This window comes from [Mycobacterium] stephanolepidis, from assembly GCF_002356335.1.
Lineage (GTDB): Bacteria > Actinomycetota > Actinomycetes > Mycobacteriales > Mycobacteriaceae > Mycobacterium > Mycobacterium stephanolepidis.
On record NZ_AP018165.1, the window covers coordinates 2,185,750 to 2,206,091 of the forward strand.

A 20,342-nucleotide genomic window follows, 5' to 3' on the forward strand; every position below is an offset into this window, starting at 1 on the left:
TTCCTTTCTCGATCGATTGGATTCCGTACGGAATCAGGCGGATTCCGCGATGGCGTCACGCAAGGTGGCGATTCCGATGTCGAGCTGCTCGTCGGTGGTGGTCAGCGCGGGCAGCAGCTTGACTACCTCGTCCTTGGGGCCGGAGGTCTCCACCAGCAGGTTCCGCTCAAACGCGGCCTTGCTTACCCGGGAGCCCCGCTCGGTGTCGGCAAACGCAATACCCTGCACCATGCCGCGGCCGCGCACGGTTACCGAGTCGTCGTCAGCCACCAGCGCGGACAGCTCGCTGTGGAGGCGGTCCCCCTTGCGGCGCACGTCTTCGCTGAATGTGCTATCCCGCCAATACTTCTGCAGCGTTGCGGTGGCGGTCACGAAGGCTGGGTTGTTCCCGCGGAAGGTGCCGTTGTGCTCACCCGGGGCCCACTGGTCGAGATCGGGCCGTATCAGGGTCAGTGCCATCGGCAATCCGTATCCACTGATCGACTTGGACAGCGTCACGATATCCGGGCGGATTCCCGCGTCTTCGAAGGAGAAGAAGGCGCCCGTTCGGCCGCAACCCATCTGGACGTCGTCGACGATCAGGAAGATCTCACGCGCGCGGCACAGATCTGACAGCGCGCGCAGCCATTCGGCGCGAGCGACGTTGACCCCGCCCTCGCCCTGCACAGTTTCGACGATCACCGCGGCGGGCTTGTTGAGTCCGCCTCCTTCATCGTCGAGGACCTTCTCAAACCATTGGAAATCTTCGGTGACACCACCGAAGTAGTTGTCGTATGGCATCGGGGTGGAGTGCACCAGCGGCACGCCCGCCCCCGCCCGCTTCATGGAATTTCCAGTCACGGCCAGCGATCCCAGTGTCATTCCATGGAAGGCATTGGTGAAGCTGATGACCGATTCGCGCCCGGTGATGTTCCGCGCCAGCTTGAGTGCGGCCTCCACGGCGTTGGTACCGGTCGGGCCGGGGAACTGAACCTTGTAGTCCATACCGCGCGGTTCCAGGATGGTGCGCTCGAACTCCTCGAGGAAGTGCTGCTTTGCCACGGTGGCCATGTCCAGACCGTGCACAACACCATCGGTGGTCAAGTAGTCGATGAGGGCAGTCTTGAGCACCGGATTGTTATGCCCGTAGTTGAGCGCGCCCGCACCGGAGAAGAAGTCCAGGTAACGCTCGCCGGTGGTGTCGGTGAGCCAGGATCCGGAGGCAGAGGCGAAGGTGGTGGGCCAGGTGCGGCAATAGCTCCGTACCTCGGATTCACGTTCGTTGATGACCTTCGGCAGCCCAGCTTCCTGAGCGGGCAAGGTGGCGGTCATTTCTGTATCCCCTTTCGGCCCAATGCGTTTAGGCACTGTGGCTGGGTGTTTTATGTGGGTCTAGCGGAGTGAGCCTTAATAGCGGCTCTGCCTCATGCGCGTCGGGAAAGAGGTCCTCATCGAATCCTGCGGACTCGGTGAGCTCCATATCCCGCCGGCGGGCAAATCCGGCGAATAACGCACGCGAGGCGGTATTGGACTGTGTAACAGTAGTTTCCATAACCAGCGGTTCACCCTGCAAGGTCGCGAGAGAGTCTGCGAGCCAGCCCAGCATGCTGGCGGCGAGTCCTTTTCCACGGTGCGCCTCATCGACCCCCACCTGCCAGATCATCAGTGATCCAGATGGCCTGAGGTATCCGGTGACGAATCCGATTGTCCTGTCATCGACACGTGCGACGGCGGCCGTAGAGGGAAAGTCGGTGCACCACAACAGGTATGCGTACGAAGAATTGACGTCCAGTACGCCGGAGTCGCGTGCGATGCGCCACATATGGCGAGCATCCGACTGCGTTGGGTGGCCTATCGACCACACAGGGGTGCAACGTTTTTCATTCTGTAATTCAGTATCGACCACTAAAAATCACCATCACCACAACATGTTTCGTATCAACTGGGGTTTCGTATCGGGTTTCGTACTGCTCGACCGTAACCACATTGACACCCGAATGGCCAGGACCGGTACCGGCGATGCGGGTCAACTCATCGCGTTTGCCGAGGGTATCCACCTGATGTGACCCTCGTCATATTATTGTGGGACCATGAGAACTTGACAGGATCTTGACGAAGGTGCGTTGAGATTGCCCGGCAAAAATTCAGGCCCTGCTGGCGAAGCAGCGCTCCCAGCGGTCGGGGTTGGCGAGCATCTCGCCGGGAGGAGTGGCCCAGCAGGCCGCCACCAGGTCATATCCGTGATGAATGAGTGCGGCGTGTGTGGGCCAGTGCGCCTGCAGCCAGTCGGGCTCGTTGTGTGCGCTGTGCACGCCGGCCCGGATGGCTCCCTCGAGTTCGAAGGATAGGTCTCGTGCTTCTGCATACGCCGCGTCGTGCGCGGGCTGCACTCTGGCGCTCGCAACCAGGGCCAATGCCGCCCGTTGGATGCGGGCCTCGGTGAATGAGAAGGTCTGGCGATGGGCACGCGGCGCGATCAGATACATGGACGCCATGGCGACGGCGACACCGATCAGCGTCTCGGCGAGGCGGTCGCGCACGATGGATGTGACGGCCCCGTGCAACGTGACCACGCCGGCCGACAGCAGTGCGATGGGCGTCACGAACATGACGGCGACGGCGTAATTGCGTGGCAGGAAAAGCTCGGTGCAGAACTGCAACGTCGCGATGGCGGCGATGAGTGCGTACCCGGTGAGAGAAAGCTGGTACAGCACCGCGAAGAGGCCGAGTCCGATGACCGTTCCTGCGAAGCGATGTAGTCCGCGCACCGTTCCGTGTAGCCGATCGGGACCCAGATGGACGATCACGAGGGCGCTCAGGATCGCCCATTGCGGGCGTGTCAGCCCGACCGCGGAGCTGATGACTCCGGCGCCGAGGCAGGCGATGCCGACGCGTCCGGCGGTGATGGTGGCGTGTGAGCGGAACCGCGCCGAGCGGTGCAGCCGGTACCAAATGCTGGGTCGGACCACCAGGACGTGGTCGCCCGGGATGACGTGATCGAGCACCATCTTGGTGCCGACGGCGGTTTCGGTGAACCGACGATGGGTATCGAGCATCGTGGCCACCAGGGGTGAGTCCGACGTGGTGGAGATTCCCGCGTCGTGCAGGGCGGTCCATGCGGAGGAGATCGCCAGTCCCGCGGCGTGGCGCGCGTCGACCGTCGCCTTGCCTGGCTGGGCGTAGCCGTCTACCGCATCGACTGCCCGCTGTACGGCGGCACGTTCCGGTTTGTGAAGGTCAACCGCGGCGCCGACCATCGAAACGGCCACCGCCGCAACGGCCCCCAGGCTTGCGCAGACGAGAATCTTGATCGGATCCACGCCCCATTCGGTCGCGCCCAGTGCGCCGCCGCACACCAGCACGAAGAACAGTGCACCCGGCGGCCCGAGCCGAAGCGCGTCCACTGTGTACACGACCGGGACCGCGACGGCCGTCAGGGTGAGGATGATGGCCACCTTGTTGGCGACACCGCCAGGTGCATGGGTGCCGACGACGGCGCCGAGCATCGCGATGAGAAGCAGTGCCGTTCCCGCGGTCGCGACGACGGCGGCACGCACCCGATACGGGCGCCCCTCGCCGTAGAGAACGGCGAAGGCCCCGTAGGTGACATAGAGTGCCGCATTCGGATACCCGGCGGCCACGACGAGTGTCCCGGGAATGGCGACGGCGGCGCCTGCGCGCAAGCCGATGCTCCACCGCCTGCCCGCCGGCGGAGCGGAGAACAGGATGGAGCGGGCCCGGGCGATCTGCGGTAGCGGATCCGGCGATTCAGGCGCGGACGGGGTCACACGTCATTTCATACCGTGCCGCTGCCGGTAGGCGCGCTGTTTGCAGGCGGGGGAGCAGTAGCGCTGAGGCCGTCCCTTCCCGTGGATGATCAGTTCGGAGCCGCAGAAATCGCAGCGTCCATGCATCTCGGCTGGTGTTTCGTCACGAACTGCAGGGGATTCGTAACAGGTGCCGCGTGCCGCGGACACCAGGTTATTGCCGGCAGCGCGGCCACGGGGGGGCCGGATGCGGAGCTCACCGTCGAGATACGGGCAATCGACGATGTCCTCGTTCTGGCAGGACAGCAGGTGGTTCAGGTATTCGCGCGCACGATCGAGCTGTTCGATACGCGTGGAGATCTCGGCGACCTGTTCGGTGACCGCGTTGCGCCAGGTATCGGGTTGTGCCGAATGCGATGTCACGACGGCTGCCTGGCGCAGCGGCATCATCCCGGTGATGCAGCACAGGTATGCGATGCCGATGCGCCGCAGGTCTCGCTCGGTGTAGGTGCGGCGGCCGCTGTGTTGGACCGGCGAATTCAGGACGCCCTGCTTCTCCCACCGTCGCAGGGTCGACGGGCTGAGGCCGTAGAGGGCCGCGGCCTCACCGATGTTCACGGTGGGTTCGGTGGGCACTGGTCTCGACATCAAGCTCACTTCACCATTGAAACTTAGGTAAGCCTAACTTGCAAGGGGGTGTGAGCGAGGCGCTAGTCCAGCAGCGTCCGGCCGAGATATCCGTCCTCAGTGGTGCCCGGCGGCATGACGAAGACGGCAGATCCGACCGCGGTGTTCCATTGATTGAACTCATCGCGTTCGGCCAACCGTCGCTGAACCGGGACGAACTGCGTAGCGATATCACGTTGATACGCAGCGAAAATCAGGCCCGAGTTCGACGATGAGCCGGGCAGCGGTGCGTCGTCGAAGTTGTACGGACGGCGCAGGAACTTCTCGTGCGGATTGCGGTGGCGGGCCAGGGCGACATGTGAGGTCGCCGGTATCACGGGGATGCCGCCACGGGTCATCTCCAGGTCGGGTTCGTCGGATTCTTTCTCGCCCGTCAGCGGCGCGCCGTTGGCCGCTTTCCGGCCCATCACCAGGTCGCGGAGCTTGACGTCCAGCTGGTCCCATCCGTCCAGGTCCATGGTGATCCTGCGAAGGACCAGAAGTGTTCCGCCCCTGAGCCACTGGTGGTCTTCGCCCTGGTGCCACAGCAGGGTATCGAGCTCGGGCACGGTGGGGTTCACCGTGCCGTCGACTTGTCCCATGAGGTTGCGCATGGTGCCCCCCGAGGAGTCTTCCGCGCGCGGTGTCCGGAATCCGGTCTGGCGCCAGCGCTCGGAGGCCAGCGAGCGCACGTTCTTCAAGAGAACCCGCGCCGCATGCGCCACCACGAGCATGTCGTCGGCGCAGATTTGCAGCAGGAGGTCCCCTCCGCACCAACGTTTGTCGAGTTTGTCGGTGGCGAACGCCGGGAAGTCGCGCGCCGAGGCCGGACATCTGTCGGCCAGGCCCGCCTTGCTGAACACCGCCGGGCCCAAGCCTGTCGTGATGGTCAATCGTGCTGTGGTCGTTGCCAATTCCGGCTCGGTGTCGGCGAGCGCGGGCAGGCCCTGGGTCAATCTGGCCGCGTCGGTGGTCCACAGACGCAAGATCGACCGCAGGTTCTCCCTAGTCGACCGTTCGTCTGTGCTGCTGCCGGGCAGTAGATCCAGGGCGAGGAACAACGCGTGCGCCTGCGGGGCGGTGGTGATTCCCGCCTGATGCTCTCCGTGAAACGGTTCGACGGCAGGTGCGCCTTGTGGTCGTGCTGCTTGGGACTGGGCCGACCACGCCGAGAGTCCGGCGCCCGCGGTGAGGGCGGCCGCGGCGCCGCCGCCGACAATGAGTCCCCGCCGGGACAGAGAACGACGCGTCGTGCTCAAGGCTGGTAGTTCTCGTTGCCGCCTGCGAAGTCGCGGATCTGAGCGGTCAGGGGCTTGGTCGAGCCATCTTGGAAGGCCAGTGTGATGACGACGTCTTGGCCCGGGCGCAGGGGAGTGGTCAGTCCCATGAGCATGACGTGATCGCCGCCGGGGGAGAGCTTGTGCTCGCCGTTGGCGGGAATGGCGACCCCACCCTCCTTGGGGCGCATCAACCCGCCGGGAGTCACCTCGTGGAGCTCGACAGACCGGGCGGCCGGTGAGGTGGCGGACACGATGCGCGCCTCGCTGGAACCGTTGTTGTGCACGGTGCCGAACACCGAGGTCATGGAGCCGTCGGGTGCGGACTTGGCCCATTGGTCGGTGATGGTGACTACCGAAGCTTGCGTGGCCTGGGTGGCGGATGTGGACTCATGCGCCGAACAACCGGCGAGCAAGGACAGCGCGACTGCTGCCGGGATGACGATCTTCACGTTCAGCTAGTCGTGCGCCGGTGACGGAAAGTTCCGGCGGCGCAGGCTCAGATCGGTGAAGAGCCGCTCGGTGGCGGTTGTGGCGGCGTCGATATCGCCGGCGATGACAGCCTCGACGAGCATCGTGTGTTCGTGCTCGAACGAGCACTCCGCGCCGATCGGGTTTCCCCGCATGTAGTGGTCCATCAGGCCCAGTAGCGAATCGTAAAGTTCCAGGTAGAGGGCATTGTGGCTCGCTGCCACCACGGCCCGGTGCACCGCGATATCGGTGGAGATGGCGTCCTCGACATCTTCGGGTGCGACGTGGTGGGGCGCCCACAGCTCGTTGCGGCGTTGCAGCAGGGCGCGGAGGTGCTCGATGTCATCCTCATCACGTCGCTGGGCGGCGAGCCCGGCGGCGGTCACTTCAAGTGTCTGCCGCAGTTCGATCAGATCGCGGTCATTGGCGGCCGCGAAGTAGTCGGCGATGGCCGAGCCGCTGCCGCCCATCGAGAGCACGTAGGTGCCAGAGCCCTGGCGCCGTTCCAACATCCCGGCATGTACCAGGGCCTGGACCGCCTCTCTAATTGTGTTGCGGGAGGTCCCGGTGAGCTCGCACAATTCAGGTTCCGTTGGGATACGCGCGCCGATGGTCCAGCGTCCCGACAGAATCTCCTCGCGGAGTTGCTCGGTGACCTGGCCAATCAGTGTTTGGCGACGGACCGGCTGCATGAGGGCTCATCGTAGCGTGCGGTGGAAATCACCTTGAACTCATTCATCCATTCATCCTATGATTTGCCGGGGCACACAGGAGGATGAACGTTGACTACGGCTGCGCAGGACACCGGAACCGCCACGCACGATTCGATGCGGGCCGTATCGGCGACCGCGCTGCGCCGTGGTCGCCTCATGGTGCTGGTCGCGATCCTGTTGTTCGCGCTGTGCCTTCGTTCCGCGGTTACCTCGCTGACGCCGCTGCTGACCCAGATCTCACACGAGATCGGGTTCGGTTCCGCGGTGATCGGTGTGTTCGGGATGCTGCCGACCGCCATGTTCGCCGTCGCGGGGCTGGTGACACCCGCGCTCACCGAGCGCTTCGGTCTGGAGCGCACGACGCTCGCCGCGGTGGTCGCCACCGTCATCGGTATGGCGGCGCGGCCCGCGATGAACTCAACCGGCGGCTTGTTGGTGCTGTCCTGCCTGGCCCTGCTCGGCATGGGCATCGGCAACGTCGTAATCCCACCATTGGTCAAGCGGTACTTCTCGCATCGCGTCGCGCTGATCAGCGCCTCCTATCTCACGGTGTTGCAGATCGGTACCACGGTTCCGGCGTTGACCGCGGTGCCCCTCGCCGATACCTATGGCTGGCGATTCTCGCTGGCAGCCTGGGTGCTTGTTCCGATCGCCGCTCTACTGCCGTGGATCGGTGTCGTCATCGCGCGCCGCGGCCATGATGTCGAGGACCATTCTGCTGAGCCTCATGCGGATCCGTCTGCGGTGGGCCAGGTTTGGCGATCACCGCTGGCGTGGGGCATGGCCGGCATGTTCGGCATGACGTCTTTGGTGACGTATTCGATGTTCACCTGGATTCCGGCGATTCTCACCTCGGCCGGCGGCAGCGCCGGACTGGGCGGCGTCATGGTGGCCATCTTCTCGGCAGTGGGATTCGTTGGCACGCTGACAATCCCGCCGTTGGCTGCCCGCATGCGCAACCCGTTCCCGCTGGTGGTGGCCTGCCTGGTCTGCTTCCTCGTCGGGTTCGCCGGGCTGTTGTGGATGCCGATGACCGCGACGGCCGTGTGGGTGATCGCGCTTGGATTCGGTCCGTCCACCTTCCCGTTGGGGTTGACGCTGGTGAATCTGCGCACCCGCACTCCCGCCGGTTCCGCGGCGCTGTCCGGGTTTACCCAGGGTGTCGGCTATGCCGTCGCGTGCTTGGGCCCCTTGCTGTTTGGTGTGCTGCACGATGTGACCGGTGGTTGGTACGCGCCGTTCGGCCTTCTGCTCGTCGCGATCACCGTGCTGGGTGTCGGCGCCTTCCAGGCCTGCAAGCCGCGCATGCTGGAAGACACCTGGGGTCGCTGAGCCGAGCCGGATCAGGCTGGGTGGTGGATGAGCAGCGGCAGTACCGCTCGCGCCCCGGCTTTCCGCAGATGAGCGGCGGCCACGGTGACGGGCCACCGGGTGGACGTCGAGTCCGTCACCAGCAGCACGCACCGGCCATTGATCGCCTCCCGGAGCGACTCGTCCGTGCCGATCGCGTCACGCCAATAGGCGGCTTCCTCGCCGCCGGACGAATCACGGCCGGGCGCCGTACCCGCAACCGCCGGCATCACCGCGCGCTGTAGGCGACCGATCGTGGCAATTCGGTCAGTCACGGGCTGCACCGGATTGGGCGTGCCGGTCAGCTGCAGCGACACCGCGATTTCGGGGCGGGCGACCCATTCGTCGCGCCATCGAGCGAGAGCGGAAACCGCGGCCTGGGCCAGAACCTCGATCGCCTCGGGCTCGCCCGCTACCGCAGCGGCGATTACCCCGCTCCACTCTGGAGCGTCGGCATGGACCAGCACGCGGCCCGGCTCGGCGAGCAGGTCCGCCGGAATCTTGCCGCGGGTGCCGAACTCTCCGCCAGGCCACATCTTTCGGGGTTCAAGCACCGTGGAGTCGGTGCGCAGGGTGGCGGCGACCATCTGCATCAGCTCGGCGGAGGCGGGCAGCCCAAGCCCATCGGGTGTCTGCCCGAGGCACACCGAGCACTGTCCACACGATGCGGCCTGGGGATCGTCGAGCGATTCTGTGAGCAGCTGCATGAGGCAGCGTTCTCCACGTGTATAGGCCCTCATGATGTCGGCCTCGCGGCGGCGAGTGGCAATGATGCCGTCGTAATGCTCTGCGTCGAAATGCCAAGGGCTACCGGTGGATCGCCAGCCGCCGTCGACCCGCTCCACCGCACCGTCGACGGCGAGCTGCTTGACCATGAGCTCGATTCGTGTGCGCCGAATACCTGTCTTGGCCTCGAGTGCGTTTACCGATACCGATCCCTCGCCATCGCGCGTCTCACCGGCGAGAGCGGTGAGCACTGTGTCCATCTGCTTGGAATCTGGAATCGAAGCGGTGGTGAAGTAGTCCCATATGCCGGCGTCTGATTCCGACGGAAGCAGCACGACTGCAGCATGGTCGATGGCGCGCCCCGCGCGCCCCACCTGCTGGTAGTAGCCGACCGGCGATGGCGGTGAGCCGATGTGGACTACGAATCCGAGGTCGGGCTTGTCGAAGCCCATCCCCAGGGCAGACGTGGCGATCAGCGCCTTGATCCGGTTCTCACGTAGCGCGTCCTCTAGCCGTGCTCGCGCGTCCGCATCGAGTTGGCCCGTGTAGGCAGCGACTTTCGCCTCTGGGTGTACCGCGTGGATGGCGTTGACCAGCCGTTGAGCGTCGGCGACGGTCAGTACGTAGACAATGCCCGACCCTGGTAGCTCGTCGAGATGCTGAGCGACCCACGCATAGCGTGCCAGCGGCGACATCGGTGGTAACACGTTGAGCTGCAATGAACGCCGGGCCAACGGTCCCCGGAGAACAAGGGTGGCATCGCCCAGCTGGGTAGCCACGTCCTCGGTGACCCGCGCGTTCGCGGTGGCGGTGGTGGCCAGTACCGGCGTACTCGGATTCATCCGGGTGAGCACGTCGGAGACTCGGCGGTAGTCGGGACGAAAATCGTGTCCCCAGTCCGATACCGCGTGCGCCTCGTCGATGACCAGCAGACCCATGGAGCCTTCGAGTGCCGACAGCACCCTGCGGCCAAAAGAGGGGTTGGCCAGCCGCTCAGGTGACACCAGAAGCACATCGACATCACCGGCGACGAGCCGTGCTTCGATCGCATTCCACTCGTCGAAGTTCGACGAGTTGAGCGTCGCGGCTCGCAACCCTGCCCGAGCGGCGGCAGCGACCTGGTCGCGCATCAGGGACAGCAGCGGCGAGACGATCAGTGCCGGACCGGCGCCCTCGGCGCGTCGGATGGCTGTCGCGACCCAATACACCGCGGATTTACCCCATCCCGTGGCTTGGACCACCAACACCCGAGCCGCGGGCTCCAGTAGTGCTGTCACTGCGGTTTCTTGATCTTCCCGCAGGACTGCACCGGGACCGGCCAGCGCCTCGATCACCTCTCGGGCCTGATCTGCCCTGGCCCCATTCAGTTGGCCCATGCCTCAGGTCCCCCTCGTGTACGACTACCGGTTGATCGCAACCTACAAGGCCGCTCCAACCGTTGCCGCTACCCGTCCCGGCCGCCCGGTGGGTCGTCGAGCATGGGAGTGTGCGCTATCACCGGGTATGCGCCGGTGTATCCGATGCGGTCCTGCGCGAGCTGCAGTACACGGCCGCGGCACAGATACCAGCCCGCGGTCAGCACGGGGATGAGTACCACGATCGCGATCAGGTTCCACGCGTTCTCGTAACACATCAACACCACCACGGCTGCCAGGAACGCCAGCGTCAGGTACCCGGTGTATGGCGCCCCGGGCATCCGGAAACTGCCCCGCCGCAAGATGCCTCGCTGAGACCATCGGTACAGCTGGATCTGGCAGATCACGATGGTGGCCCACGACGAGATGATCCCGAGCGCCGCCAGATCCAAAGCGGTTTCGAAGGCTTCGGCGGGAATGACCAGGTTCATGAATATCCCGACAAGTGTGAGGGCGCCGGTGACCGCGATGCCCATGAACGGCACTCCGCCAGAGGTCATACGTGACAACACTTTTGGTGCACTGCCATTCATCGCGAGGGACCGCAGAATGCGCCCTGTGCTGTACAGGCCCGCGTTCAGGCTGGACAGTGCGGCTGTCAGCACCACAAAGTTCATGGCATCGCCGGCGTACGGCACGCCTATCCGGGAGAAGAAAGTGACGAAGGGGCTCTCGCCGGCTTTGTAGGTCCCATAGGGCAGTAGCGGTGCCAGCAAGATGAGCGAACCCACGTAGAAGACCGCGACCCGGAACACGACGGAGTTGATGGCCCGGGGCATCACCTTTTCCGGATTCTCGGTCTCGCCGGCGGCGATGCCGACCAGTTCGACTGCGGAGTACGCGAAGACGACTCCCGAGGTGACGATCACCAGGGCCATCAGGCCGGTGGGCAGCAGGCCGCCGTTGTCCGCGATCACCGAAGGCCCTGTGCTGGCGCCCTCGACCGTGAAGCGGCCCGCCAGGAAGACCGTCCCGATCACCAGGAACCCCATGATGGCAACGACTTTGATCAGCGCCGCCCAGAATTCCATCTCCCCGAACAGTTTGACGCTGATGGTGTTCATGGTCAGCACGATGATCAAGGCAATGAGTGCGATGGACCACTGCGGGATGGCCTTGAAGGCGCTCCAGTAGTGCATGTACAGCGCGATGGCGGTGACGTCGACGATGGCGGTGGCGGCCCAGTTGAAGAAGTACATCCAGCCCGCGACGTATGCCGCCTTCTCACCGAGAAATTCGCGGGCGTACGACACGAAGGATCCCGAGGACGGCCGGTGCAAGATCAGCTCGCCCAACGCACGCAGGATGAAGAACACGAACACGCCGCAGACCGCATAAACCAAGAACAAGCCCGGTCCCGCGCTGTGTAACCGGCCACCGGCTCCCATGAACAGCCCCGTGCCGATGGCACCCCCGATGCCGATCATTTGGACTTGCCGGTTCTTCAGCCCCTTGTGATATCCCTGTTCCTCAGGCGCGGGTGCTGATGTGTCATATGTTGCCGGGGACGTCATCGTGCGACCGTAGCGACCGGAAAGTTGCTGACTGGAACAACCATGTTACGAACATGCTGCGACACGGAGAGGTGACGCGTTGGTGCGGCGGACCGGGTTGCGCCTCAGGGGCAAAGCTGCGGCAGGCCCTTGATGATCGCTCTGGTCAGCGCTTTGGCCGTAATCGCGGCCGCACCCGGTATGGCCATATCGAAGCGGATTGTGTAGTTCAGTTGCGTTCCGCCATTGGGGAGGTGGGTTAGTTCCTGACGACCCCAATGCTGCATGAGTGGCGAGCCTTTGATGATCTTGTATTCGATCAAGGTGGGTCGGTCGGCGGTTATGGTCGCCTCCCAGAACTCTGGTAACAGGCCGACCTTGAGCCCGCGGGCCGACCCGACGCCATAGCGCCCGGTCTCGCCGTCGCGCACCTCGGTTACCTTCAGTCCGAACAACTCGTAACTTTCATGCTGGACGAGCTTGTCAAACACCACCTCGGGGGCGGACGTGAAGGTGTGCACGACCTGCACACGCACGGGGGCTGGCGGAATGGTGCCGTCGATAGCCATAGGTTCCTTTCAAAGGGACGACGGTGACGGTACCCGCTCTGTCACCAGAGGCAATGCCCTGGCGTTATCTCACGGGTTAGAACGGCGGTGGATTCGCCTTGGCACGTGCGGCTTGTGCGTGCTCGCGTTCTAGTCGCTGCCGTTGGTTGAGGTGTCGTTCGGCGGTGCGGCGTTGTTGACGGTCCTGGGCGCGGGTGCGGGACCTGCTGAGATTGGCGAACAGTAGCCCGCTGGCAGGGGTGGTGGGGTAGGTGTGTCCGGTGGGCGCTTTCCAGATGACGGTGCCGTCCGGCTCCTGGATTTCACGCCATCCGCAGAAGGTCTTCAGTAGATGATGCTTGCGGCACAATGCCTTCAGGTTCTCTACTGAGGTACGGCCGCCGTCGGCGTATGCGACGCTGTGGTCCAGGTCTGCGGTATCGGCGGGGTGTGAGCAGCCAGGGAAGCGGCACATCTGATCGCGGCACCGGATATAGGTGTCGAGGGTGCGGGTGGGCCGATAGCGGTCGGTGTCCTTGGCGTGCAGAGTGCGGATGCGGGCGCCGGGTTGGGCGGCGATGTGACGAGCCTGAGTGCCGGTGATGACTCCGAATCCGGATACCTGTGCGGGCGCAGAGTTTTCGGGGTCCTCCAAGGTGTCCTGGTTGGCGACTAGGTGCACGATGACGGGGGTGTCGGCGATGGTGCCTCCCGCGCAGTCGGCGTCATCGCAGGTACAGCGCATCCGGTCCAGGCCCTGGGTGAGCGCGCCGATGGCATCGGCACGCCGTTGGGCTTTGGTGCGCGGGTCGGCAGGGCAGACGGTGGCGACCAACTGTTCGAGACGTTTATCGAGGGCCGCAGCGTGTGGGGTCTGCAGTACACCCCAGATCTCGGCCAGGGGGTCGCCGGTATCGAGGGGCCGGATCTCGAGGTGGCGATCATCGGTGGCGGTCTTGGTGCGGCGCACGGCGTCACGGTCGTGGCGGTAGATCAGCGCGTCTAGCGCGGCCGTGATGCGCTTGACGGACCAGCGTTCCCAGCGGGGCAGTGCTTCGCAGATCGCCGCATCGACGGTGGCGACAAGGACATCGTCTTCCAGTAGTTCGGTGCGCCCGATGATCAGCGCAACGGTACGAAAGTCAATGTCGCCGGCGGCGAATCGCTGCGCCACGGCACGCAGCCGATGTCGTAGCACGTAGGAATAACGCATCTGATGTGAGGCCAACGCATGGGTGATGCCCTGTGCGGCGGCCACCTGCGCGGCAACCTCGTCCCAGCGGTCCACCGCAAACCTGTCTCGAGGATCCTGTTGCTCGGGGTCCGCATGGCGATCCACCAGTGCGCCGATGGCAGCGAGGCGCCGCGCGGCTGCCTGCGCTTCCGCGCGCTGTGAGGAGCTGATCACATCGATCAGCTCACCGTCGGCCAATGAATCGAACATACGTTCGATATTAATGTGGGAAACTGCGCCGTGCAATGGTTTTGGTGAACAACTCCAGTCACTCTGGAAACATCGACCGCTGGGGAAGTCGCCGGGGCAGGTATTCGGCCCCGCGCCCGTCTCGGTGCCACAGTTCGTCATCGCCGATATCAAGGCCCTCCGAAATCAGCACGCGCTTGAGGACCTTGTTGGTCGCGGTGGACGGGAGCCCTGGCGTCAAGCGCACGTATCGTGGCCAACCGGTGCGCGGCAGATCCTCCTGGGCGGCTAGGAACGCAGTGAAATCTGACTGCGCCAACGGTTCCCGCAGCACCAGCGCGGCCATCACCTCATCGCAGCCGGAAGCGTCGCGGACGGCGTACACGGCCACCTGGCTCACTGCGGGGTGTCGCTGCACGATTCGTTCAATGGGAGCCGCCGCCAGGTTCTCGCCGTTGATCCGCATCCAGTCGGCCGTCCGCCCTGCCAGATAGATCCAGCCGTTGGCGTCGCGATAGGCAAGGTCGCCCGACCAGTACATGCCGTGGCGCATTCGTTCACCGGTAGCGTCGTCGTCGTTGTAGTACCCCGAGAAGAAGCCTGCCCCTTGGGTATTCACCAACTCGCCGACTGCCTCATCCGGATTGGCCAGGATGCCGTGGGGATCGAACCGGGCCACGGCGCATTCGATCGACGTGGCGGAGTCGTAAATCGCAACGCCGGGGAAGCCCTTGCCGATGGATCCTGTCGGCGTTCCCTCCTCCCGGGTGACGATGACGGCATTCTCCGTCGAACCGAATCCGTCGTACACCGCGACATCGAATCGTCGTGCGAACCGGTCGATGTCGTTATCGCAGGCCTCGTTTCCGAACGCCACCCGCAGCGGGTTGACCGTATCGTCGGGCCGCTCTTCCGTGGCCAGGAGATATGCCAGTGGCTTGCCCACGTAGTTCATGTAGGTGGCGCCGACTTTCCGGATGTCCTGAAGAAAGCCCGACGCGGAGAACTTCGCCGGAGCTAGCGCGGCTCCCGACGCAATCGCGACACCCCACCCGGCCAGCACGGCATTCGAATGGAACAACGGCATCGAGACGTAGCAGACATCGTTGGGAGACAGCGAGAATCGAGCCACCAGCGACTGAGCCGCGACGAGGACCATCATGTGTGTCACGAGAACTGCCTTCGGGTCACCGCTGGTCCCTGAGGTGAAGATCATCATGAAGGGGTCAAGGGCGGCGGCAGTTCGATACGGCTCCAGCTCGCCGGCCGTCTCGACATCGCGACGCCAGCTCGTGCCGTCGACGTCGATCACGACGATGTCGGATAGATCCAACGATTCGAGCAGGGTGTGATGCTCGCTGTCCACAAGCAGTATCTGCACATCTGCCTTGCGGATATCGCGCACCAACCCCGCGCCACGACGCGTGTTGTTGATCGCGCACAGGATGTATCCGCCCTGAGCGGCCGCGGCCATCGCAATGGCCATCGCGGGCGTATTGCCCAGCAGGGTGCCGACATGAAGAGGTCGGTGCGGATCGGCGCTCCGAATCAGTACCCCCGCCTGACGGGCCGCCTCGGCCACGTACTCACGCCAGGTCCACTTCGCGCCCCGGTAAACGAGTGCAACGTTGTCATCGGCGGCCCGGGCGCGCACCAGCTGCTGAATGGTCTCAGCCATGAACCGCCTCGGTCAACGACGCCGAGCTGACTCCCAGATATCTTGTCAGAAAGCCTATTTGGTGCGACGCGACGGAGTCGAAACACTCCTGGCCCTGATAGACACCGAAGTGATCACAGGGGTAGTGGCGCACCTCGGCGCGTGCCTTGAAGGCAGCCTTGGCCGCGGCATGCGGTGGCGCGGCCCGATCGAAGTCGGCGATCTGCACCAGCGTGGGGCAATCGATCCGCGCGGCATAACGGGTGGGGCGGTAGGCGGCAAGTTGAGTGCCCACCGTCGCGTCGATCTCATTGCGCCAAGAAGGTCCCGCGATCGCCAGGTGCGCCTCGTAGTACCCGTCTGATGTCAACGCCGCGAGCTCTCCCGGATGCCCGACGATCGGAATGGTCTGCTGGTGACGTCCCACCCTGCTGCGGATACCGGTGAGCGCCGAGCGAGCCAACGTGCGGGCGCTGTGTTCACCCATCGCCGAGCGCGCCGCCGCAATGCCGTCCACCAACGGCGTCACCGACACGACGGCCGCGATATCGTTTCGCGAACCCGCAACCGCCAGTACGTGCCCGCCGGCGAGGGATACGCCCCACAAGACCACCCGCCTGGGATCAACACCGGGGAGGCGGGCGGCGGCGTTCACGGCAGCGTGATAATCGCCGATCTGATGGCTGAACGAAACCTGTTGCCGGGGAAACCCGTCAGAGGAGCCGAAGCCGCGATAGTCGAATGCGAAGGCGTGCATGCCCGCGTCGGCGAGCCGCACTGCGAACGCTTCGAGTCCCGAGTCTTTGGTGCCGCCCAGCCCGTGTGCCATCACCACGACGGGGGCCTGCTCCGTCGCAGTCTCCGAACGGTACAGCCAGGCGTCACAGTCGATGCCGTGGCTGTTGAATCGGATGTTCCGTCGGTTCATGCGGCACCCCTCGCCCGCGCGAGTCCGCGGGGGATCTCCTTGGTTCTCATATCGTGCTCGTAGAGGAAGTAGTCCAACTGCTGGGTATGACGCGGACGATCAAGCATGTGCCCGGTGTACCTGCGATGTTCCGCCTCGATCACCTGGTGCATCTCGTCGACCGAGGGCAGCCGGTACTTGCCTGCCGCATAGGCACCCACCAGTCGTGCCTGACATTCGACGAACGGGAACAAGGATGGAACCGCCTGTGCCAGGCCTACGAAGATCAGGTCGTCCAGACCGGGATTGAACATCCGTTTGTACAGGTCGATGCGATTGTCCGGCGCACTGAGAAATGCCGGGTCGAAGAACGGAAAGGTGATGTTGTAACCCGTGGCGAAGATGATCACGTCGAAGTCCGCGGACGTGCCGTCCTCGAAATGCACGGTGTCACCGTCCAGTCGGTCGATGTTCGGCTTGGGGGTGATGTCTCCCGATCCAAGTCGCAGCGGGAGCTCGACGGATTGGGTGAAGTGCGCTTCGCCGAATTTGTGGTTCGGCATCGGTAGCCCCAATTGATCGGGGCGACCCGACGTGAGGGGCTGCATCATCTGAAAGAGTTTGCGCTGCCATGACATCGGTATGTGAGGGCTGGTGCGGAAGTACTTGTCGGCGGGCTGGCCGGCCACGTACTTGGGGACGATCCAGGCGCCGGACCGGGTGGAGAGGGCGACGGTATTTCCGGTAGCCCGGGACGATAGCTCCACTGCGATGTCTGCAGCGCTGTTGCCCAGGCCCACCACCAGGATCCGTTTGTCCATGAGATCTAGGGGAGTGCGGGGGTCGATGTAGTGGTGTGAGTGCAACGTGGTGCCGGTGAAGGTGCCGGGGAAATCGGGATATCTGGGGTCCCAGTGATGTCCATTGGCGACGACGAGAAGGTCGAACAATCGGCGTTCACCCTTCTGTGTGAGCAGCTCCCAACCACCGGTTGTCAAGCGCTCGGCCTGGACGATGCCGTTCTGAAATTCAATATGAGGCTTGAGGTCGAAGGCTGTCGCGTAGTCCTCGAGGTACTGCTTGATGAGGGTGTGGTGAGGAAAGTGCGGGTAGCTGTCGGGCATGGGGAAGTCGCGGAACGAGAGCTGATGCCGTGAGGTATCGATATGCAGGGAGCGGTATGCGCTGCTGTGGCCATTGGGATTGCCGAATGCCCAGTTTCCGCCGATGCGATCCGACGTTTCGAAACAGCTATAGGGAATTCCGTAGTCGGACAACATCTTCGCGGACGTCAGTCCGCTGATTCCGGCACCGATGATCGCAGTATTGGGTCGGGTCATGGGACTCCTTGGGGTACGACCGCCGCATTGCGGTCGCCTGTGAACAGTTTCAGAAATCTGTGCATTCGAAGTGTACACAGATCTTGAAATGTGTCCACAGCTTGTTTACATTGAGGGCATGACTGCGGTGTTCGATGAAGGCTCGATACCCGATCCCGATGGCGATTCGGTGGCCGCCCGGCTACTCGATGCCGCCGAGAAAATATTGGCTGACAAGGGTATTCGTGCGACCACGATGACCGACGTGGCAGAGGGAGCCGGCGTATCGCGTTCTTGGCTGTATCGCCACTTCCCGGACAAACAGACTTTGGTGGGTGCCGCGATCATCCGATTGATCGAGATCAGCTGGGCCCAGTCTGCCGCGGAGCTTGCGGATATCGAAGGGTTCGAGGATCAGTTGGTGGCAGGCGTGAAAATCGGCCGCCGCGCATACGATGATCCCGGCACCCTGCTCATGCGAATGCGAGTACGCGAGCCCGAGGAGTTCATGGCCTGCGCCGGCGCGGGGGTGCTGGGGCTGGTACCCGATCTTGCCGGGTTCTGGCGTCCGTATCTCGAGGCGGCCCGCGATGCCGGAGAGATTCACGCGCGCACCGACATTGAGGAAGCGAGCGAGTGGATCGCCCGTGTAATGATCAGTTTGGGCAGCGTACCCGGGAACCACATGGACCCGGATGATCCTGCCTCACTGCGTCGCCACTTCCGGCGATATGTCCTGCCGGCGCTTCGCATAGCGCCCGTGAAATAGTAGTAGCGCAAGGAGAATCGACCATGGGTTCGCACAACGATGTGCAGTTCGACACGGTGATCAAGAACGGGCGATGGTTCGATGGAACCGGCGCGGCATCGGCGATCCGAGACATCGGCATCAAGGACGGCCATATCGTCGCGATATCGGGCGAAGGCCTCGATGTCACGAACTGTCCGCGCATCATTGATGCCACCGGAAAATGGGTGCTCCCGGGCCTGGTAGACGTCCACACGCATTACGACGTCGAAGTTCTCGCCGCACCCGCGCTGTCGGAGTCGGTGCGTCACGGTGTGACGACGGTGTTGCTGGGTTCTTGCTCGCTGTCCGTGGTGCATGTCAATGGCATTGATGCCGGGGACATCTTCGGTAGGGTGGAGGCGATACCGCGCGACCACGTCATCGGGGCGGTGGATCAACACAAGACATGGACGAATGCGCGCGAGTACATCGCTGCGCTGGAGTCGCTTCCCTTGGGGCCGAATATCGCAACGTTCCTGGGGCATTCGGATATGCGCGCGGCGGTGATGGGTTTGGATCGTGCTACCCGCAAGAACGAACGCCCCACGCCCGATGAGCAGTCGCAGATGGACAGGTGGTTGACCGAGGCCCTGGATGCGGGGTTTGTCGGCATGTCCTCTCAGCAGCTGCTCTTTGACAAGCTGGACGGCGACGTGTGCCGGTCTCGGACGCTGCCGTCCACCTATGCGAAGCCGCGCGAGCTGCGAAAGCTTAAATCGCAGCTTCGCCAGAGGAATCGAGCGCTGCAATCCGGCCCGGACATCGAGAATCCGTTGAACGTGTTGTCACAGGCTGTTCAGTCTCTGGGCATCCTGCGCAAGCGGCTATCGACGTCGCTGCTCTCGGCGGCCGACATCAAGGCCAACCCGTATGCGATCAGGGCGATGGGGCCGGTTGCCCGCATCGTCAACAAGCTGGGCGGCAACTTCCGTTGGCAGCATCTGCCTGTGCCGTTTGAGGTCTATGCGGATGGTATCGATCTGGTGATCTTCGAAGAATTCGGTGCGGGGGCCGCAGCGCTGCACTTGCGTAATGAGGTGGAGCGCAACGATCTGCTGCGCGACGAGAAGTACCGTCGTCGATTCCGCAAAGAGTATGAGAGCAAGTTCGGTGTAAGGGTCTGGCACAGAGACTTTTTCGATGCCGAGATCGTTGCCTGTCCGGATGCCTCGGTCGTCGGCAAGTCTTTCGGCCAGGTCGGCGTGGACCGCGGGGGTCTGCACCCTGTCGACGCGTTTCTTGATCTGGTACTCGAACACGGCACCGCCATCCGCTGGCGGACCACCATTTCGAACCATCGCTCCGAGGTGCTCAGACAGCTGGCGCAGGATCCCGGTATCCAGATTGGCTTTTCCGATGCCGGCGCCCATCTGCGGAATATGGCGTTCTACAACTTCGGCCTGCGGCTGCTGCGACACGTACGTGAGGCTCACATCGCAGGACAGCCGTTCATGACGATCGAACAGGCCGTACACCGACTGACCGGTGAACTCGCGGATTGGTACCAGATCGATGCCGGTCATCTGCGAATCGGCGACCGCGCAGACCTTTTCGTGGTCGACCCCGAGAAGCTCGATGGATCGCTCACGGAGTATGCCGAGCAATCCGTTGCCGCCTACGGGGGCTTGTCGCGGATGGTCAATCGCAACGATGCGACGGTCTGCTGGGTGCTGGTCGGCGGGCACAGCGTCGTGGTCGACGGAAAGCCGACCGAGGTTCTCGGGAAGGAGCGGACGGGAGTCTTTCTGCGTGCCGGGCAGAAGGCGCATTCGGCTTCTGCGGGGCACGTGCCGGCCGTCAGTTAGTACATCTAGATCTGAATACAGATCAAGATGTACTAT

The 20,342-nt window shown here is 63.8% G+C and carries 18 protein-coding genes; 4 read left to right on the forward strand and 14 right to left on the reverse strand.

Annotation, left to right across the window (positions count from 1 at the left end; translation table 11 throughout):
* Positions 1-33: 33 nt before the first annotated feature.
* Positions 34-1,311 carry a diaminobutyrate--2-oxoglutarate transaminase gene (gene ectB, locus MSTE_RS10795; protein ID WP_096501094.1) on the reverse strand — a complete coding sequence of 426 codons (1,278 nt, stop codon included), beginning with the start codon at positions 1,309-1,311 and terminating at the stop codon, positions 34-36.
* Positions 1,312-1,339: 28 nt separating this feature from the next.
* A complete protein-coding gene (gene ectA / locus MSTE_RS10800) occupies positions 1,340-1,801 on the reverse strand; it encodes a diaminobutyrate acetyltransferase (RefSeq protein WP_231897049.1) in 462 nt (153 codons plus the stop codon).
* Positions 1,802-1,907: 106 nt separating this feature from the next.
* Here ectA and MSTE_RS25190 point away from each other — a divergent pair, with 106 nt between their 5' ends.
* On the forward strand, positions 1,908-2,045 hold the full coding sequence (locus MSTE_RS25190) for a hypothetical protein (protein ID WP_167455685.1): 138 nt from the start codon (positions 1,908-1,910) through the stop codon (positions 2,043-2,045).
* A 78-nt stretch (positions 2,046-2,123) separates the two neighbouring features.
* Here MSTE_RS25190 and MSTE_RS10805 read toward each other — a convergent pair whose 3' ends face one another.
* The 5 genes from MSTE_RS10805 to MSTE_RS10825 form a co-directional block, all read right to left on the reverse strand.
* Positions 2,124-3,767: an FUSC family protein gene (locus tag MSTE_RS10805; RefSeq protein ID WP_096501098.1), complete on the reverse strand. Its 1,644-nt coding sequence runs from the start codon at positions 3,765-3,767 to the stop codon at positions 2,124-2,126.
* Between the two features lie 3 nt (positions 3,768-3,770).
* Positions 3,771-4,394 (reverse strand): MerR family transcriptional regulator, encoded by a 624-nt coding sequence (locus tag MSTE_RS10810; protein WP_096501100.1) that lies wholly within the window; start codon positions 4,392-4,394, stop codon positions 3,771-3,773.
* A 62-nt stretch (positions 4,395-4,456) separates the two neighbouring features.
* On the reverse strand, positions 4,457-5,671 hold the full coding sequence (locus tag MSTE_RS10815; protein ID WP_096501102.1) for a Dyp-type peroxidase: 1,215 nt from the start codon (positions 5,669-5,671) through the stop codon (positions 4,457-4,459).
* Positions 5,668-6,141, reverse strand: coding sequence for a copper chaperone PCu(A)C (locus MSTE_RS10820; protein WP_096501104.1), 474 nt, complete (start codon positions 6,139-6,141; stop codon positions 5,668-5,670). The genes MSTE_RS10815 and MSTE_RS10820 overlap by 4 nt, the downstream gene beginning before the upstream one ends.
* Positions 6,142-6,147: 6 nt before the next feature.
* A complete protein-coding gene (locus MSTE_RS10825) occupies positions 6,148-6,852 on the reverse strand; it encodes a FadR/GntR family transcriptional regulator (protein ID WP_096501106.1) in 705 nt (234 codons plus the stop codon).
* A gap of 135 nt (positions 6,853-6,987) precedes the next feature.
* Here MSTE_RS10825 and MSTE_RS10830 point away from each other — a divergent pair, with 135 nt between their 5' ends.
* Positions 6,988-8,205, forward strand: a complete 1,218-nt coding sequence (locus tag MSTE_RS10830; RefSeq protein ID WP_096505740.1) for an MFS transporter — start codon at positions 6,988-6,990, stop codon at positions 8,203-8,205.
* 11 nt (positions 8,206-8,216) lie between these two features.
* Here the strand turns inward: MSTE_RS10830 and MSTE_RS10835 are convergent, their stop codons facing one another.
* The 7 genes from MSTE_RS10835 to MSTE_RS10865 form a co-directional block, all read right to left on the reverse strand.
* The gene (locus MSTE_RS10835) at positions 8,217-10,325 is read right to left on the reverse strand and encodes a RecQ family ATP-dependent DNA helicase (RefSeq protein ID WP_096501108.1); all 2,109 of its coding nucleotides are present in this window, start codon (positions 10,323-10,325) and stop codon (positions 8,217-8,219) included.
* A gap of 68 nt (positions 10,326-10,393) precedes the next feature.
* A complete protein-coding gene (locus tag MSTE_RS10840) occupies positions 10,394-11,878 on the reverse strand; it encodes an amino acid permease (protein WP_096501110.1) in 1,485 nt (494 codons plus the stop codon).
* A gap of 104 nt (positions 11,879-11,982) precedes the next feature.
* Positions 11,983-12,426: an SRPBCC family protein gene (locus MSTE_RS10845; protein ID WP_096501113.1), complete on the reverse strand. Its 444-nt coding sequence runs from the start codon at positions 12,424-12,426 to the stop codon at positions 11,983-11,985.
* A gap of 76 nt (positions 12,427-12,502) precedes the next feature.
* A complete protein-coding gene (locus MSTE_RS10850; RefSeq protein WP_096501115.1) occupies positions 12,503-13,849 on the reverse strand; it encodes an HNH endonuclease signature motif containing protein in 1,347 nt (448 codons plus the stop codon).
* 58 nt (positions 13,850-13,907) lie between these two features.
* Complete coding sequence (gene fadD1, locus MSTE_RS10855; RefSeq protein ID WP_096501117.1) at positions 13,908-15,506, reverse strand: fatty-acid--CoA ligase FadD1; 1,599 nt, start codon at positions 15,504-15,506, stop codon at positions 13,908-13,910.
* On the reverse strand, positions 15,499-16,413 hold the full coding sequence (locus MSTE_RS10860) for an alpha/beta hydrolase (RefSeq protein ID WP_096501119.1): 915 nt from the start codon (positions 16,411-16,413) through the stop codon (positions 15,499-15,501). The genes fadD1 and MSTE_RS10860 overlap by 8 nt, the downstream gene beginning before the upstream one ends.
* Positions 16,410-17,732, reverse strand: a complete 1,323-nt coding sequence (locus tag MSTE_RS10865) for a flavin-containing monooxygenase (RefSeq protein WP_096501121.1) — start codon at positions 17,730-17,732, stop codon at positions 16,410-16,412. Before MSTE_RS10865 ends, MSTE_RS10860 begins: the two co-directional genes overlap by 4 nt.
* 118 nt (positions 17,733-17,850) lie before the next feature.
* On the opposite strand from MSTE_RS10865, the gene MSTE_RS10870 reads away from it, so the two are divergent.
* Together MSTE_RS10870 and MSTE_RS10875 are read left to right on the forward strand one after the other, a co-directional pair.
* Positions 17,851-18,480: a TetR/AcrR family transcriptional regulator gene (locus MSTE_RS10870; RefSeq protein WP_096501123.1), complete on the forward strand. Its 630-nt coding sequence runs from the start codon at positions 17,851-17,853 to the stop codon at positions 18,478-18,480.
* Between the two features lie 23 nt (positions 18,481-18,503).
* Positions 18,504-20,306, forward strand: coding sequence for an N-acyl-D-amino-acid deacylase family protein (locus MSTE_RS10875; RefSeq protein WP_096501125.1), 1,803 nt, complete (start codon positions 18,504-18,506; stop codon positions 20,304-20,306).
* The last annotated feature ends 36 nt before the right edge of the window (positions 20,307-20,342 follow it).

Bases quoted from the DNA above. Each gene is read 5' to 3' on its own strand.
- ectB (WP_096501094.1), bottom strand. From the start codon at position 1,311: ATGACCGCCACCTTGCCCGCTCAGGAAGCTGGGCTGCCGAAGGTCATC.
- ectA (WP_231897049.1), bottom strand. From the start codon at position 1,801: ATGTGGCGCATCGCACGCGACTCCGGCGTACTGGACGTCAATTCTTCG.
- MSTE_RS25190 (WP_167455685.1), top strand. From the start codon at position 1,908: ATGTTTCGTATCAACTGGGGTTTCGTATCGGGTTTCGTACTGCTCGAC.
- MSTE_RS10810 (WP_096501100.1), bottom strand. From the start codon at position 4,394: ATGTCGAGACCAGTGCCCACCGAACCCACCGTGAACATCGGTGAGGCC.
- MSTE_RS10825 (WP_096501106.1), bottom strand. From the start codon at position 6,852: ATGCAGCCGGTCCGTCGCCAAACACTGATTGGCCAGGTCACCGAGCAA.
- MSTE_RS10830 (WP_096505740.1), top strand. From the start codon at position 6,988: ATGCGGGCCGTATCGGCGACCGCGCTGCGCCGTGGTCGCCTCATGGTG.
- MSTE_RS10835 (WP_096501108.1), bottom strand. From the start codon at position 10,325: ATGGGCCAACTGAATGGGGCCAGGGCAGATCAGGCCCGAGAGGTGATC.
- MSTE_RS10840 (WP_096501110.1), bottom strand. From the start codon at position 11,878: ATGACGTCCCCGGCAACATATGACACATCAGCACCCGCGCCTGAGGAA.
- MSTE_RS10845 (WP_096501113.1), bottom strand. From the start codon at position 12,426: ATGGCTATCGACGGCACCATTCCGCCAGCCCCCGTGCGTGTGCAGGTC.
- MSTE_RS10850 (WP_096501115.1), bottom strand. From the start codon at position 13,849: ATGTTCGATTCATTGGCCGACGGTGAGCTGATCGATGTGATCAGCTCC.
- fadD1 (WP_096501117.1), bottom strand. From the start codon at position 15,506: ATGGCTGAGACCATTCAGCAGCTGGTGCGCGCCCGGGCCGCCGATGAC.
- MSTE_RS10860 (WP_096501119.1), bottom strand. From the start codon at position 16,413: ATGAACCGACGGAACATCCGATTCAACAGCCACGGCATCGACTGTGAC.
- MSTE_RS10865 (WP_096501121.1), bottom strand. From the start codon at position 17,732: ATGACCCGACCCAATACTGCGATCATCGGTGCCGGAATCAGCGGACTG.
- MSTE_RS10870 (WP_096501123.1), top strand. From the start codon at position 17,851: ATGACTGCGGTGTTCGATGAAGGCTCGATACCCGATCCCGATGGCGAT.
- MSTE_RS10875 (WP_096501125.1), top strand. From the start codon at position 18,504: ATGGGTTCGCACAACGATGTGCAGTTCGACACGGTGATCAAGAACGGG.